We start from the raw sequence: 14,896 nt of genomic DNA on the forward strand, positions 1-14,896 counted from the left end.
CAGGGGCGGAGCGCCCTGCCGGGGGGACGGGGGTGTCCCCCGAAAAACCTCTTTCCTTCCTTTTCGCGCGCCGCCGCAGGCGGCGCATGGGAGAAGAAGAGAAACGAGGGGACACCCCTCGAACCCCGGCAAGGGGCTGGCCGCCCCTTGCAACCCCGCTTCTCAGGCTGGCTTGAGACTTATAGCTCCCATGAGAATGGGAGTCAGATACTCTCTTAGGACTTATTACGATTAAACGACAGTGGTGTCGGCATAACTGGTGTCTAACACATTGAAGGAATGCTTAATAGTATGGTCATAACAGCAGCATCGACGGTCGAGATGGTGCAGACGAGATTCCCACAGGCAATCGTGGAAGTAGTCGAGTTTCGAGATGAGCAGACCATTATACTGAAGCCAGAGTCGCTGGTAGCAGTATGTGCTTATCTTCAAAAGGATCTAGCCTATAATTTCCTGGAAACTGTGACGGCGATTGACTGGCCGGAACGTGTGCCTCGTTTTGATGTCGTCTATCATCTTCTTTCTTTACCCAATCAGTGCTTTATGCGCCTGAAGGTACAGGTGGGACAGCGCCGCGAAGATCGGCCCGCGCTCCCTTCTGTCAGCGATATCTGGCCTGGAGCCAACTGGTATGAGCGTGAGGTCTTTGATCTCTTTGGGATCACCTTTACCAATCATCCTGATTTACGTCGTTTGCTTATGCCTCCCGATTGGACTACGTTTCCTCTCCGGAAGGATTATCCTCTCTCTGGCTTTGAGCTGCCCGAACCTCACTGGGGCGGCCAGGTTCCTTATGATACTGATCCTGGAGTAGGCGAATATTATCAGCAGACGCTTCGTACTTCTGAGGGTCGCAGCCTGAATGAGAGTCGCGTGCAGCTGAATCCTTCTCAGGAGCCCGGTACGTTCTCTCCGACAGCTGCCGATGCTTCACCTTCAGCTGACGGACAGACGAGCCGGGCTGATAAGCGTAAAGGATGATCTATGCAGCAGCAAGAGATTGAGAAGAATACCTATACGATTGATGAGAGCCAGCCTCTTGCTGGCGATCAACGTGCGGATACGATGACGATTAACATGGGTCCTCAACATCCGAGTACCCATGGTGTGTTGCGCCTGCTTCTAACGATTGAAGGCGAGATCGTGTTGAAGGCGATCCCCGATATCGGCTTTTTACATACCGGTATTGAGAAGACGGCCGAGTCGAAAAGCTATCACCAGGCCCTGGTCCTGACCGATCGCCTGGATTATCTGGCTCCCCTCAACAATAACCTGGCCTATTCGCTCTCGGTTGAGCGTTTGTTGGGTATTGAGGATCAGATCAACGCCAAGATCAAGTATACGCGCGTCATTCTGGCTGAATTGCAGCGTATCTCCAGCCATCTGGTCTGGCTTGGCACGCATGCGCTCGACCTGGGCGCGATGAGTATGTTTCTCTACTGTTTCCGGGAACGTGAGCTGATTCTGGATGTGTTCGAGCTGATCTCGGGCGTGCGTATGATGACCAGCTATATTTGTCCCGGTGGCTTACAGGCAGAACTCCCGCCCGCGTTTGAGAAGACGGTACGTGCCTTCACTTCGACCTTTCCCGCCCGCTTACAGGAATACCATGATCTCCTCTCCAATAACCAGCTCTGGCTTGAACGCACCAAAAATATCAGTATTTTGAGTCAGGAAGATGCGCTGGCCTATGGCGCGAGTGGCCCGGTGCTCCGTGGTAGCGGTGTGGTCTGGGATATCCGTAAGGCCTTCCCCTATTCCGGTTATGAGGAGTTTGATTTTGATATTCCCGTTGGTGCCAATGGCGATGTCTATGATCGCTACATGGTGCGTATGCTGGAAATGGATCAGAGTCTGAAGATCATTGAGCAGGCGTTGAGTGGCTTGCAGCAAGGTGCCTATCGCGTGGGTGGACCTAAGATTGTACCGCCGCCCAAGTGGCAGATCACCGGCAGTATGGAGTCGCTGATCCATCACTTCAAACTCTTCACCGAAGGCTATCGACCACCGAAGGGTGAGGTCTGTGTACGCACCGAATCTCCCAAGGGTGAACTGGCCTTCTACCTTGTCAGCGATGGCGGCCCCAAGCCGTATCGCATGCATGTACGTGGCGCATCCTTCGCCAATCTACAGGTCCTACCGCGCATGATTGAGGGCGGCTACCTGGCGGATGTGGTGGCGGGCATTGGCAGTATCGATATCGTGCTAGGAGAAGTTGACCGATGATTTCTGAGCAGGCCAAACAACGCATGCGGGAACTGGCCTCCCGCTATCCCATGGCACGTTCGGCGGTGATGCCTTCGCTCCATATCGCACAGCAGGAGGAGGGCTATATCACGCCTGAAGGCTTGCGCGCAGTCGCGGAAGCGATTAACCTGACGGTCGATGATGTGGAGAGTGTCGCCACTTTCTATACCATGTATTATCAGCGGCCACAGGGCAAGAAGATCATCAATGTATGTACCAGTATCTCGTGTTATTTGCGCAACTGTGATCCCCTGGTCTCACACCTGGAGGATCGTCTTGGCATCAAGCGTGGCGAGACTACGGCAGATGGCAACTATACCTTAAATACCGTTGAGTGCATCGCGTCCTGTAGCTCAGCTCCAGCTCTACAAGTTAATGGGGAGTTCTATGAGAATCTTACCCAGGAAAGTGTCGATGCCCTGATCGACCAGTTAGATCGCGAACTTGGAGTCGAGCGGCGCGTGTAAAACAAGCAGACTACACCTGTCTCCGCGTCGTTGATGCGGGCAGGTATCTCCAATCCGCTGCATATGCAGGTACACCAGACCTGCAAAAGGATGTTATGCAATATGCCAGAAATGATAATCACAAAAGATCTTGATGTACCTGGTATAGATACACTGGATGTCTATCGCGAACATGGCGGCTATGAAGCGCTGGCGAAGGCGCTGCGTGACTATGCGCCCGATGCCATTATTGACCTGATGAAGACGTCGGGACTCCGTGGCCGTGGGGGCGCGGGCTTCCCAACCGGTATGAAGTGGAGCTTCCTGGCCAAGAATGATATGCCGCGCTACCTGTGCTGCAACGCCGATGAGAGCGAGCCCGGCACCTGTAAAGATCGCGTCCTGATGGAGCAGATCCCTCATCGTCTGATCGAGGGTATCATTATTACCAGTTATGCCTGTAAAGTCCATACCGCCTTTATCTATGTTCGCGGAGAGCTGGCCAAGGCTGGCCGTCAGGTTGAACGTGCGGTAGAAGAGGCTTATGCCGCCGGACTTCTCGGCAAGAATATTCTGGATAGCGATTTCAGCCTGGATGTCATCGTCCATCGTGGCGCTGGCGCCTACATCTGTGGTGAAGAGAGCGCGCTGATGGAGTCGCTAGAGGGTCGCCGTGGCTACCCACGCCTCAAGCCCCCCTTCCCGGCTGTCGTTGGCCTCTATGGCGGTCCTACGGTCATTAACAACTGTGAGACGCTGGCCACCGTACCCGCCATCGTCGCCGGTGGTGGCGAGTGGTATGCCTCCTTTGGTACCGAGAAAAGTAAGGGCACGCGCATCTTCAGTTTAAGTGGACAGGTCAAGAATCCAGGTACCTATGAACTTCCACTCGGAGTTCCAATGCGTACGCTGATTTATGATCCACAATATGGCGGTGGTATCCTCGATGATCGTGAGTTAAAGGCCATCATTCCCGGCGGTTCTTCCACCTTTATTCTCACGCCAGATAAGATCGATACTCCAATGGATTATGAGTCTATCGCGGCGGCCGGTTCAATGCTCGGCTCTGGCGGCGTGATCGTGATCTCCGATGCCACCTGTATCGTGGGTGCGATCCTGCGCATGACCGAGTTCTATCGCGACGAGTCCTGTGGCAAATGTACCCCCTGTCGCGAAGGTACCTTCTGGATGACCGAGATCCTTGAGCGCCTTGAACATGGTCACGGCTATCTAAAGGATGTGGATCTGCTGCTGGACATTTGCGATAACCTCGCCGGTAAATCGTTTTGTCCCCTGGGTGATGCCGCCACCAGCTCGATTACCAGTGGTATCCGCTTCTTCCGCGAAGAGTTTGAGTATCATGCGAAGTTTGGCTGCTGTATGGTTGGTTCTGGTAGTAAGCAGGATCATCAGCACGAGACAGCCGTAGCGCCTGCGGCAACACGCTAGAATAGAGGACGTTCTGATATGCCTGAAGAGAAAAAAGACGAACTGATACATCTAACCATCGATGGCATGCCTGTGGAAGTTCCTCCAGGAACGCTGGTGTGGGCGGCGGCTAAACAGGCTGGCATTGAGATTCCTATTTATTGTTATCATCCGAAGATGCCACCGCTGGGTGCGTGCCGTATGTGTTTTGTGGAGATTGAGAAGATGCCCAAGCCTCCGCAAACCTCGTGTACCACCCCTGTGGCTGAAGGTATGGTCGTCCACACCAAAACCGAGAAGGTCCTCAAGGCGCGCCGTGGTACGCTGGAGTTCCTCTTGCTGAACCATCCGCTGGATTGTCCGATCTGTGATAAAGCCGGCGAATGCGATCTCCAGGACTTCACGCTCCGCCATGGTCCTGGCAATACGCGCTTCGACCTGCATAAACGCCATTATGAGAAGCCGGTCCCTGTCAGCGATGATGTCATGCTGGACCGTGAGCGCTGTATCTTATGTCAGCGTTGTACGCGTTTCAGCTCTGAGATCTCGATGGATAATGGTCTGGTGATGATTTCGCGCGGCTATAAAATGGAGGTTGGCACGGCACCCGGTCATGCCTTTGACTCGATCTTCTCTGGCAACACCACCGAGATCTGTCCCGTTGGAGCTTTGACGGCTTCGACCTATCGCTTTAAAGCGCGTCCCTGGGAACTCAAGCATACGGCCAGTGTCTGTAATAACTGTAGCGTTGGCTGTAATGCGCGTGTCGATACGCGTGTGGATCGCGTGACGCGCTTGATGTCCCGTAACAATGATGCCGTCGATGATGGCTGGCTCTGTAATCGTGGTCGCTGGGAATTTGATTATGTGAATAGTCCCCAACGCCTGCGCACCCCGCTGATCCGCCGCAACGGTCAACTGACCCGCGCCAGCTGGGATGAGGCCCTCTCGTATATTGCGACCCGCCTCAAAGATATCAAGGGACAGCATGGAGCCCAGGCCATCGCTGGCATCGGCTCGACGCGTACCACCAACGAGGAAGCCTATCTCTTCCAGAAGGTATTGCGTCAGGTGATCGGGACCACCCATGTCGATCACCACCATGGCTTCTTCCCCGGTGCCCGTGACCAGCTCACCGGTAAGCCCTGGATGATGACTAATAGTATTGTCGATATCGAGCGTGCCTCCCATATCGTCCTGATCGCCTCTGATCCTTATCAGCGCCAGCCGATCCTGAATCTGCGCATGAAAAAGGCTCTGAGCAAGGGTGCGCAAATCTTCATCATCAATTCCGCCGACACCGAGCTGGATCGCCTGGCGACCTACAAGCTACAGGTGCCCGCTGGTTCCGAGGGTGTCTCCGTCAAAGTCATGCTCAAGCACCTGTTGAGCAAAAACACTGCTACGGATGTTCATGGCTATGAGGATGTGCGTGCGATCATCCAACGTGAAGATCAAGCCATTCGCGCTGGCGAAGACAGCTTTGGCGCGAAGCTCACCTCTCAGCTACAACTCCTGGCTGATACCCTACTGGACGCAAAGGGTGCAGTCATCCTTTATGATGAAATGGCAACATTGGATAACGGCAACGAAGATCTGGCGGCAGACGTACAGGCGCTGGCAGTCCTGACCGGCAACATTGACAAGCCCGGAGCGGGAGCCGGACCCTTATTCGAGGATGCTAATTCGCTCGGTGCCCGCGACATGGGACTCCTACCAGATGCCCTACCCGGCTATCAGGTCATCGACGAGCCCGGACTGGCCTATGACCAGATCCTACGTGATTCTCAGGTTAAGGCCCTCCTGGTCATGGGAGCCAATCCCGCCCGCCACTTGCCCGATGGACAGCTTCCAGCGTCGCTAGAATTTGTGGTGGTTCAAGAACTGCTCCTGACTGAGACCGCGCAGCAGGCCGATGTCGTGCTACCGGCAGTCTCCTTCGCGGAAAAAGAGGGCAGCATGACCAACGTGGATCATCACGTTCAGGCCATCCGCCGGGCGCTACGACCGCTACCAGGCGCGAAAGCCGACTGGGAGATCCTGGTCGCGCTGGCCCAATATCTAGGCGAAACCTGGACCTATGCCAGCCCGCGTGATGTCCTCTTAGAGATTGCCGAACAGAATCCTTTCTATGTGGGCCTGGCCTGGGAAGACCTTGGCGCTCAAGGCATTCGCATTGTGCAGGAGCAGGAGGCGGCTCATGTTTGATTTTATGAATGATCCTACCGTAGCCCTGATCGTGGCCACGATCGTTAAGGGTGCGGTCCTGATCGTGGTCCTGCTGACCGCCTTTGCCTACATGACGTTGATTGAGCGCCGTGTGGTCGCGAAGATGCAGGGCCGCCTGGGACCTAATCGCGCTGGCCCGCTTGGCCTGTTGCAACCGGTCGCCGACGCCTTGAAGATGGCCTTTAAAGAGCAGATCGTCCCAACTCAAGCGAAGAAAGCCATCTACCTGGTTGCTCCAGTGATCTCTGTAGTCGTTGCGCTCTGTGCCTTTGCCGTCGTACCGATCGGCAACAACTGGAGTGGTAACCGCAACGTCCATAGCGTCTGGGATCCCATGATTGGCAACATCAACGTTGGCCTGCTCTGGATCCTCGCCATCTCATCGCTGGCCGTCTATGGTATCGTCCTTGGAGGCTGGTCCTCCGGCAACCGTTACTCGCTCCTGGGAGCGCTGCGCAGTGCCGCCCAGATGGTTTCCTATGAAACCAGCCTGGGACTCGCCCTCAGCGGCGTCCTGATGTGGGCCGGCTCCCTGAGTATGGTAGATATCGTCAATAGCCAGTTGGACATGGGCATCTGGTTTATCCTCGCCCAGCCTCTCGGCTTCGTCATCTACCTGATCGCCGCTGTCGCCGAAGTGAACCGCGCTCCCTTTGACCTACCAGAAGCCGAGCAGGAACTCACCGCAGGCTACCTCACCGAATACAGTGGACTGCGCTGGAGCCTGTATCAGATGGCTGAGTACATCAATATGATCACCGTCAGTGCTATTGCCTCCACCCTCTTCCTTGGCGGCTGGAGCTTTTTTGGCCTCACGGATGGTATTCCCGTACTCTCTATTGTCGTCTTCGCCATCAAAGTCGCGCTCTTCCTGTTCTTATTCATCTGGTTGCGTGCCACCCTACCACGTATCCGCTATGATCGCCTGATGCGTTTCGGCTGGCAAGCGCTGCTCCCGCTCTCAGTACTCAACATCGTCATCACCGCCTTCGCGGTCGCGCTCCACTGGAGTTGGGTTGTCAGTGGCCTTGGTGGTTTAATCGTCATCGTGGTGATGTTATTCGTCATGCGCCGCAAAGGCATCCAGGAAGGCACACGCTTCACCGATCCAGCTAAGGATCATGGCAATGCCCCGCTACCCACATCGGTACGCCTGGCTACTTTTGAAAAAACAACCGTTCCTGCTGCTACAGCTACCGATACAGCCAAAGAGCCTGAAGCACAGGATTCTAACGCGGTACGGGTGTAAGGAGTTAACTGAATGTCTTTTGATATCGTTAAGGGCATGGCCACCACGCTTAAGAATATTGGTCGCAAGCCTACAACCGTCTCATTCCCGGAGGAAGAGCGTGACCTGCCCGCTCGCTTCCGTGGTCGTCACGTCCTCCACCGCTATGACAATAGCCTGGAGCGCTGTGTTGGCTGTTATCTATGTGCGGGCGCCTGTCCTGCGGACGCCATCTACATTGAGGCCGAAGAGAACACCGACGAAAACCGTGTCTCACCGGGCGAACGCTACGCCAAAGTCTTTGACGTCAACATGTTACGCTGCATCTTCTGTGGATATTGTCAGGCCGCCTGCCCGACCGGAGCCATCACGCTCGAAAAAGAATTCAAGCTAGCCTCCTATTATCCTGAAGATCTGGTCTACCACAAAGAGCAGTTATTGGAGGCCAAAGGCGAATCCACCATTGGCTCCAACAACGTCTGGGCCGAGCCAGCGCCTGAAGACGCCATCCAGCCCGTTCCGCAGGAATCGCACGTCTTCGATGGCTCACGAGCCAGTGCCGCCGCCGTCGGACTCGGCAACATCCAAACTGAACGTGACAACCTTGTCCTCAACGAAGACCAGGACGAAGACAGAAGAAAGCAGTAGAAGGATAGCCCTTTCAGGCCCGGCAAACTCACTGTTAGCCAGGCCTGAAAGGACCAAAAGAGGAAAATGATATGACCTTTGATATCGTATCGTTTATTGTGCTTGCGGTCGCCACAACCGCCACCGCCATAGGCGTTATCGCCTTCAAGAATGCCGTGCACAGTGCCTTGAGTCTTATCCTCACGCTACTGTTTCTGGCCCTATTCTACTTGCAACTGCAAGCCATGTTTATCGCAGTCGTGCAGATACTTATTTATGCTGGAGCCATCATGGTACTCTTCCTATTTGTAGTCACCATGCTCGCCCCCGACCAGAACGAAAGCGACATCAAAGATGCCCTACCCTGGCAGCGCATCGTCGGCGGCCTCCTGGGCCTTGTCCTTGTCGGCTCCCTGAGCTACCTGCTCTTCACCGGAGCCCAGGTCAACGGCCCCAAAGCCGCCGCAGGCGACAGCCTCTCGCAAGCCGTAACAGCCTACCATGGAGACACCCAGGCCTTCGGCATGGCCCTCTTCCATGGCTTCCTGTTTCCCTTCGAGATCACCAGCCTGCTCATCGTCGTAGCCATTCTCGGCGCCCTCGTATTTGGTCGCCGCACAAATTAACAACATAAGCATAAGAACATAAGAAGCCATAGAGCCCAAAAAAGAGAGGCAGAGTCATCCATACCAGGGATCTGAAGTATCCCCGGTACCTTCTTTTTTCTGCATGGCACCAAAAGGGGTGCAGGGTCTCCCTGCCGCAATAAAAAATATACTTTGTACCCGAAACGGTACTGGAATAAGGAGAGAACAATGCCATTATCTGCTTATTTGATAATGAGCGCACTATTGTTCACCATCGGAGTAATCGGCGTACTCATAAGAAGAAACCCACTCATCATCTTTATGTCAATCGAACTCATGCTCAACGCCGTCAACCTATCATTTGTGGCCCTATCCCACTTCCTGGATTCAGCCGATGGACAAATGTTCGTTTTCTTAGTGCTCACGGTCGCCGCCGCAGAAGTCGTGGTCGGACTGGCCTTAATCGTCTCCATCTACCGCAGACGCCACAACATCGATGTTGACGAGATGAACATAATGCGAGGCTAGTTGTATGACAAATCTCAGTCTATGGGTACTCCTGTTCCCCCTCCTAGGATTTATTATTCTGGGGCTGGCGGGCAGGTATATGCAGCGTACAGCCATCCTGACAGTCGGCTGGGGAGCATGTGGACTGGCCTTCCTATTGGCCGCCATCAACTTCTTTAGTATGCTCTCAACGCCAGCCGCCCAGCGTACCAGCGATCAGGTCGTCTATCACTGGATGAGTGCAGGCACCTTCTCGCTGGACTTCGGTCTGCTGCTGGATCCGCTCTCGATGACCATGTTGCTGGTCGTCACCGGAGTTGGCCTGCTGATCCATATCTATTCGGCGGGCTACATGGCGGACGATCCAGGTTTCTGGCGCTTCTTCGCCTACCTGAACTTCTTTATATTCGCCATGGTAATGCTCGTCATTGCCAACAACTTCCTCTTCCTCCTGGTTGGCTGGGGATTGGTTGGACTGGCATCATATTTACTGATCGGATTCTGGTATCAGCGTCGTTCCGCGGTGGCCGCCGCCCAGAAGGCCTTTGTGATCAATGTTATCGGCGACTTTGGCCTGATGCTGGCGATCTTCCTGATCTTCCAGAATGCCGGTCGTCTGGATTATGCCGGTGCGCTGACGCATACATTCGCAGGTCCTACCGCTACCGCCATCACCCTGTTATTATTCGTGGCCTGTGCCGCCAAGTCAGCTCAGTTGCCACTCTACATGTGGTTACCGGACGCCATGGAAGGCCCGACCCCGGTCAGTGCGCTGATCCACGCCGCCACCATGGTAACGGCCGGTGTCTACCTGGTTGCGCGCGCCTATCCACTCTTCGAGCAGTCTCCAACTGCCCTGGGTGTCGTCGCCGGTATTGGCGGTGCGACCGCTCTTTTCGCGGCGACAATCGCGCTCTTCCAACTGGATATCAAGCGTGTGCTGGCCTACTCAACTATCAGCCAGTTAGGCTACATGTTTATGGCCGAAGGGGTCCACAATTATTCCGCTGGAATCTTCCATCTGGTGACCCATGCCTTCTTTAAAGCCCTGCTCTTCCTTGGCGCTGGTGCCGTCATTCATGCGCTGGCCGGTGAGCAGGATATGCGTAAGATGGGTGGACTCTGGGGCCGCCTGCGCGTTACCGGACTCACCTTCCTGATTGCGGCTCTCGCTATCAGCGGTATTATTCCTTTCGCTGGCTTCTGGAGTAAAGATGAGATTCTTGGCTCGGTCCTGGCCTATGGATATAAGACCGGTATCATCTGGTACTACATCCTGTGGGGTATTGGTATCCTTACCGCTGGCCTGACCGCCTTCTATATGTTCCGCCTCTTCTTTGGCATCTTCTCTGGCGCTTATCGCGGCGCTACCGTGGCGGCCGGCTACGATGCTAACGGTGATGTCGAAGAGGAAGAGGCCGAGGCCGCCGGTCATCATCATACAGGTGTCGTCCGCTACAACTCGATCCATGATGTCGCCCCGGTGATGTCGGTTCCCTTGATCATCCTGGCCATCCTTTCCGTCATTGGTGGCTTTATCGGTTCCCTGGCCCTCTTCGGCCTACCGGATTGGTCACCGTTGGCGAACTTCCTACCTGTTGGCTTGCATGCCAGGGCCGCCGAAGGTTCCCTGACCCTGGAGTGGATCTCCACCGGACTAAGCCTGCTGGCCGCTCTACTGGGTATCGGTGTTGCCTGGCGCTTCTATGGCAAAGGTTTTGCCTTCAAAGAGAATACAAGTCCGCTCTATCGGCTGGCCTTCAATAAATATTATGTGGATGAGGCCCTCAACGCTGTATTGATCAGGCCCGTCCTCGCCCTTGGTCGGGCCGTCTCTCACTACCTCGAAGGCGATGTACTGGATGGCGGTAGTCGTGGTATCTCAACCATCTTCCGTGGAACCAGTACAGTGTTCCGGCGTGTGCAGACCGGCTATATGCGCAACTATGCGCTCGGCATTCTTATTGGTGTTGTTGTCATTATTGTGTACTACGCGGTGAGGGGGTAGCAGTTATGTTTTTTCTCTCGGCTGTCATTCTTTTTCCCCTATTGGGAGGACTGGCGCTGCTCTTCTTCCCACGTGAACAGGTGAGGGCGATCCGCTTGACCGCACTCGGCCTGGCTCTGGTTGAGTTGTTGCTGGTCTTAGCGCTGGATCTGGCCTATCTCCAGAATACTGTGAGCTTATTTAGCTCGTCGTTCTTACATGAGAGTTGGAACTGGTTCCCGGAGCTCGGTATCAATTATAGTCTGGGCATGGATGGTATCAGTCTGGTGCTGGTTAGCCTGACCGCGCTGTTGACGGCGATCTGTATTGGAGCCTCCTTCCGCATTGATCGCAAAGTCAAGAACTACATGGCCTTTATGCTCCTATTGGAGAGCGGCATGCTGGGTGTGTTCCTGGCCTCAAACCTGTTCCTGTTCTACATCTTCTGGGAAGTCATGCTGATCCCGGCATATTTCCTCTTAGGAACCTGGGGTGGTGAGCGCCGCATCTATGCCGCCTTCAAGTTTGTCATCTATACCTCGGTCGGTAGCTTCTTGATGCTTGTCGGTATTATCGCCATCGGCTATTATCATCAACTGGCGGCCGGTGGTAGCTGTACATATACCCTGGAGCTTTCGCAGTTATTAAACACCAGCCAGTCATGTAGTGGGGTGTTGGATGGCACTACCCAGTTGTGGTTGTTATTGGCCTTCTCGGCTGCCTTCGCGGTCAAAGTGCCGCTGATCCCTTTCCATAGCTGGTTGCCAGATGCCTATAGCGAAGCGCCTGCACCTGTGACCGCACTGCTAGCCGGTGCCATGTCCAAGACCGGTGTCTATGGCTTCTTACGCCTCTGTATCCCCCTGTTCCCCCAGGCGATTCAGACGCTGGCCCCATATATCAACGTCCTGGCGGTTGTCGGTATCCTGTATTGTGCGGTCCTGGCATTAGTCCAGACAGACCTGAAGCGCCTCCTTGGTTATTCCAGTATCAGTCACCTTGGCGTAATTATGCTGGGCTTATTCTCTTTTACGGCCCAGGGTGTCACTGGCTCGGTGTTGCAGATGGTAAACCATGGTATCACCACCGGTGTACTCTTCCTGATCGCTGGCTTCCTTGAGGCCCGTACAGGCTCACGCCGCCTGCGGGATTATGGTGGACTGGCCTCGCGTATCCCATGGCTTGCGGTCGTCATGTTTATTGCGGCCCTCTCCTCACTGGGACTACCCGGCCTGAACAGCTTTACGGGTGAGTTCTTATCCCTACTTGGAGCGTTCCGTTCAAATGTAACCCTGGGCATCTTGGGCACGCTGGTCGTAGTTCCGGCGGCCTGGTATATGTTACGCTTCTTCATCGGCCTGATGTGGGGGACGCCCGCCGGCGAAGGTGCGGTCGGTAGCATGTTGCGTAAAGGAACATTGCGCGATCTAAGCCTCGGCGAGTTCGGCGTCGTGATACCGCTACTTATCTTAATCTTTTACATTGGCGTGCAGCCTGCCTTCCTGACCGGGATCATCGATCCCTCGGTTATGAGTACGATGCAGGTGCTTAGCAGTGCTTTTGTCAAATAGAGGGACATTGCTATGACATTTACATATTCTGTCATTCCCGAAGATTGGCTGGGAATTGCGCCTATTGTGGTTCTCGTTGTCATGGCGCTGGTTGTGATGCTGGTTGATCTGGTCCTGCCACACGCGGGACCACGCTCCAAGCACACCGGTCCCGCTAATTTTACGGTACTTCCAGCGGTAACGCTCCTGGGAATCCTCGGAGCGATGGCTGCGGCGATTACCTTATTCTTTGTACAGCATCGCACCGCCATCTTCAACAACATGATCGGTGCGGATGCTGGCACCCTGTATGCTGATCTCCTGGTACTGGTTGCGGGCGGCCTGGGCATCTTGCTCTCGCCCGCTTACTTGAAGCGTTTACGACTGGTTCATCAGGGCGAATATTATGCCCTGATGCTGCTGGCCATGACCGGCATGATGCTGATGGCGAGTGCCTTAAGCTTCTTGATCGTCTTTGTTGGCCTTGAAATGTTCTCGCTGGCCCTCTACATTCTATGTAGCTTTATCGAGCAGCGCCAGATGTCCCAGGAGTCGGGCATGAAATATTTCTTGCTCAGCTCATTTGCTTCCGCGTTCCTGCTCTACGGTATCGCCATGATCTACGCCGCCAGTGGTCGAACCAACTTTGTGGATGTGCAGCAATTCATCCTCAAACAAGGTGGACATGCCCCCATCCTGATCTTAATCGGACTTGGCTTGCTCACCGTTGGTTTTGCCTTTAAAGTTTCGGCAGTACCCTTCCAGACCTGGACCCCTGATGTCTATCAGGGTGCGCCCGCGCCAGTAACAGCATTCATGTCGATCGGCACCAAAGTAGCCGCGCTACTCGCATTTGTACGTGTCTTTGGCTTTGTACTCTCCTCAGTCCAGAACGACTGGCTACCCGTCATCTGGACCATCGCGGTCCTGACCGTCGTAGCCGGTAACATCATGGCCATCAGCCAGAGCAACCTCAAACGTATGCTCGCCTACTCCAGTGTCGCCCACGGTGGTTACCTGCTAATAGGAATTGTCATCAGCGGCCAGGCCCAACAGAACCACATCGGTGCGTCCGCCATCCTCTTCTACCTGAGCTGCTACCTCTTCATGAACATTGGAGCCTTTGGCGTCATTTCCATGTTAGAGCGCAGCGACAACTCAGGTTACGAACTGGCAGACTTGCGTGGCCTCTGGTATCGCCGCCCGGTCCTATCTGGTGCGCTCGCCTTCTTCCTCTTAGCGCTCGCCGGCTTCCCGCCAATGGCAGGCTTTGCCGGCAAATACTACCTGTTCTATGCCGCCCTCGTCGGAGGCCATCCCGAACTCCTGGTCATCGGCATCCTGGCTAGCGTCCTTGGTATCTACTACTACCTGCGCTTCATTGCTGTCATGTTCATGGAAGGTCGTGAGACCACCAGCAGCAGCATCGGCACCGTCCCGGCACCTAGAATACCAACCACGCCCCGCTCCGCCACCAGAAGCACCGGCAGCCTCTCTCGGCCCCTTCCATCCGCTCGCGGTGGAACAGCCGTCGCAGAAAAGCCAGCGAACACCAAAGTAGCCACCCTACCCGTACCTGCCGCCAGCGTCCTGGAAAATGAAAACACCCACGAACTCGAAGGCTGGTCCTGGCTAGCCCTCACCATCGCAGGCCTCGGCACCCTACTCATCGGAGTCATCCTACCCTTCTGGCTCCCCCAACTCCAACAAGCCGCCCAAAGCCTGCTCAAATAACCACCCCAAAGAAACAGGGGCAACCAGCACAACGCCGGTTGCCCCCTCCCCTCCCATCGTACCGGCAGGGCTCGTCCCCACCACCACCGCCGTAACGGCAGGGCTCGTCCCTGCTACCAGTACACGTAAGAGATGTCCCTTAAACACGCGTTCGCAATGAAGCGAGCGTAGCAATGAGCGTCCGGATGCTGGCTTGTACATGGTCGTACGTTGGACTGGTCGCAGGGACGAGCCCTGCCGCTACCGCTTGTATGTGCCTTTTTTGTGTTATTTGGTAACGAATACACCCCTCTATTCCAGGTATGCAGTATGATGGGGTACTCTAT

12 protein-coding genes are annotated in these 14,896 nt (G+C 55.0%); all 12 read left to right on the forward strand.

All coding sequences use genetic code 11. The features are described 5' to 3' along the window. Window positions 1-291 precede the first annotated feature (291 nt). The 12 genes from EL633_RS09735 (at window position 292) to EL633_RS09790 (ending at window position 14,570) form a co-directional block, all read left to right on the forward strand. On the forward strand, window positions 292-981 hold the full coding sequence (locus EL633_RS09735; protein WP_126626993.1) for an NADH-quinone oxidoreductase subunit C: 690 nt from the start codon (window positions 292-294) through the stop codon (window positions 979-981). 84 nt (window positions 982-1,065) lie between these two features. After that, window positions 1,066-2,226, forward strand: a complete 1,161-nt coding sequence (nuoD, locus tag EL633_RS09740; protein ID WP_371865557.1) for an NADH dehydrogenase (quinone) subunit D — start codon at window positions 1,066-1,068, stop codon at window positions 2,224-2,226. Continuing rightward, window positions 2,223-2,714, forward strand: a complete 492-nt coding sequence (gene nuoE, locus EL633_RS09745) for an NADH-quinone oxidoreductase subunit NuoE (RefSeq protein ID WP_126626995.1) — start codon at window positions 2,223-2,225, stop codon at window positions 2,712-2,714. Before nuoD ends, nuoE begins: the two co-directional genes overlap by 4 nt. 102 nt (window positions 2,715-2,816) lie before the next feature. Further along, a complete protein-coding gene (gene nuoF / locus EL633_RS09750) occupies window positions 2,817-4,142 on the forward strand; it encodes an NADH-quinone oxidoreductase subunit NuoF (protein WP_126626996.1) in 1,326 nt (441 codons plus the stop codon). Between the two features lie 18 nt (window positions 4,143-4,160). Next, window positions 4,161-6,329: an NADH-quinone oxidoreductase subunit NuoG gene (nuoG, locus tag EL633_RS09755; protein ID WP_126626997.1), complete on the forward strand. Its 2,169-nt coding sequence runs from the start codon at window positions 4,161-4,163 to the stop codon at window positions 6,327-6,329. Continuing rightward, window positions 6,322-7,599 (forward strand): NADH-quinone oxidoreductase subunit NuoH, encoded by a 1,278-nt coding sequence (gene nuoH / locus EL633_RS09760; protein WP_126626998.1) that lies wholly within the window; start codon window positions 6,322-6,324, stop codon window positions 7,597-7,599. The genes nuoG and nuoH overlap by 8 nt, the downstream gene beginning before the upstream one ends. A gap of 12 nt (window positions 7,600-7,611) precedes the next feature. After that, window positions 7,612-8,226, forward strand: a complete 615-nt coding sequence (nuoI, locus tag EL633_RS09765) for an NADH-quinone oxidoreductase subunit NuoI (protein WP_126626999.1) — start codon at window positions 7,612-7,614, stop codon at window positions 8,224-8,226. A gap of 71 nt (window positions 8,227-8,297) precedes the next feature. Then, a complete protein-coding gene (locus EL633_RS09770) occupies window positions 8,298-8,831 on the forward strand; it encodes an NADH-quinone oxidoreductase subunit J family protein (RefSeq protein WP_126627000.1) in 534 nt (177 codons plus the stop codon). A 189-nt stretch (window positions 8,832-9,020) separates the two neighbouring features. After that, complete coding sequence (gene nuoK, locus EL633_RS09775; RefSeq protein ID WP_126627001.1) at window positions 9,021-9,320, forward strand: NADH-quinone oxidoreductase subunit NuoK; 300 nt, start codon at window positions 9,021-9,023, stop codon at window positions 9,318-9,320. Window positions 9,321-9,324: 4 nt separating this feature from the next. Next, window positions 9,325-11,307: an NADH-quinone oxidoreductase subunit L gene (gene nuoL / locus EL633_RS09780; RefSeq protein WP_126627002.1), complete on the forward strand. Its 1,983-nt coding sequence runs from the start codon at window positions 9,325-9,327 to the stop codon at window positions 11,305-11,307. Between the two features lie 5 nt (window positions 11,308-11,312). After that, window positions 11,313-12,857, forward strand: coding sequence for a complex I subunit 4 family protein (locus EL633_RS09785; RefSeq protein WP_126627003.1), 1,545 nt, complete (start codon window positions 11,313-11,315; stop codon window positions 12,855-12,857). A gap of 12 nt (window positions 12,858-12,869) precedes the next feature. Beyond that, on the forward strand, window positions 12,870-14,570 hold the full coding sequence (locus EL633_RS09790; protein ID WP_126627004.1) for an NADH-quinone oxidoreductase subunit N: 1,701 nt from the start codon (window positions 12,870-12,872) through the stop codon (window positions 14,568-14,570). The last annotated feature ends 326 nt before the right edge of the window (window positions 14,571-14,896 follow it).

Origin of the sequence: Dictyobacter alpinus, from assembly GCF_003967575.1 — a bacterium.
In the GTDB taxonomy this organism is placed as follows: Bacteria; Chloroflexota; Ktedonobacteria; order Ktedonobacterales; family Ktedonobacteraceae; genus Dictyobacter; species Dictyobacter alpinus.